We start from the raw sequence: 647 nt of genomic DNA, 5'->3' as shown, positions 1-647 counted from the left end.
GATGCGGCGCGGCTTGTCCGGAGCCGGGCCGGCGGGAGCCACCACGAGACACACGCCGATGACTTTCGTCACCGAGAGCACCGTCGCGAGAGGCAGATCGTCGAGGTCGAGGTCGCAGAGCGGTGGGCTGGCCGCTTCGACGGCTCGATTCTCCTGTGCGGCACGAACCGCCACGCGGAGAGCCGACGCGACGTGAGATGCGTCGCCGGTCTCGAAGGCATCGGACAGGAACACCGCGACGGCCTCTGTCGAACTCAACAATCCAGCAGGATCGGAATCCGAGACCTGTTCGGTCATCGGCGCGCCTCACACAGGATTCTGGGTGGTCCGAGGAAAAGAAGAAACGCGCGTTTCCCCTCTCCCCACCCGCGGGAAGAGGAGATTTCCCGCGCCGCTCCTTTCCCGGCCGGCTTAGCGCGAGATGCTGGGAGCGGTTTTGCGCGAAGGGCGAGGCATCCGCCGATGCCCCGCCCTTGTCCACTCTTAGTACAGCCCGCCCGCCTGGGCCGCCCGGTCCGCATCCGCGGGGACCGCCGCCGGGGCGCCGGGCTGGGCGCTCGGCGGAGCCGAGTAGCTGTCGGGCGGGGCGGTGCCGGGCTTGAACGCCTCGAGGATGCCGCCCTCCGAGCCGCCGGCGCGGGTGCCGG

The 647-nt window shown here is 70.2% G+C and carries 1 pseudogene; it reads right to left on the bottom strand.

What is annotated here, in order from left to right:
• Positions 1–297, bottom strand: a pseudogene (locus tag VQ02_RS33920) (hypothetical protein); the annotation flags it as partial.
• Positions 298–647: the final 350 nt, after the last annotated feature.

The sequence above is a fragment of the Methylobacterium variabile genome, assembly GCF_001043975.1.
GTDB lineage: Bacteria > Pseudomonadota > Alphaproteobacteria > Rhizobiales > Beijerinckiaceae > Methylobacterium > Methylobacterium variabile.
Note: the sequence above shows the minus strand (reverse complement) of the source record. Positions and strands in the feature narration are given on the sequence as shown.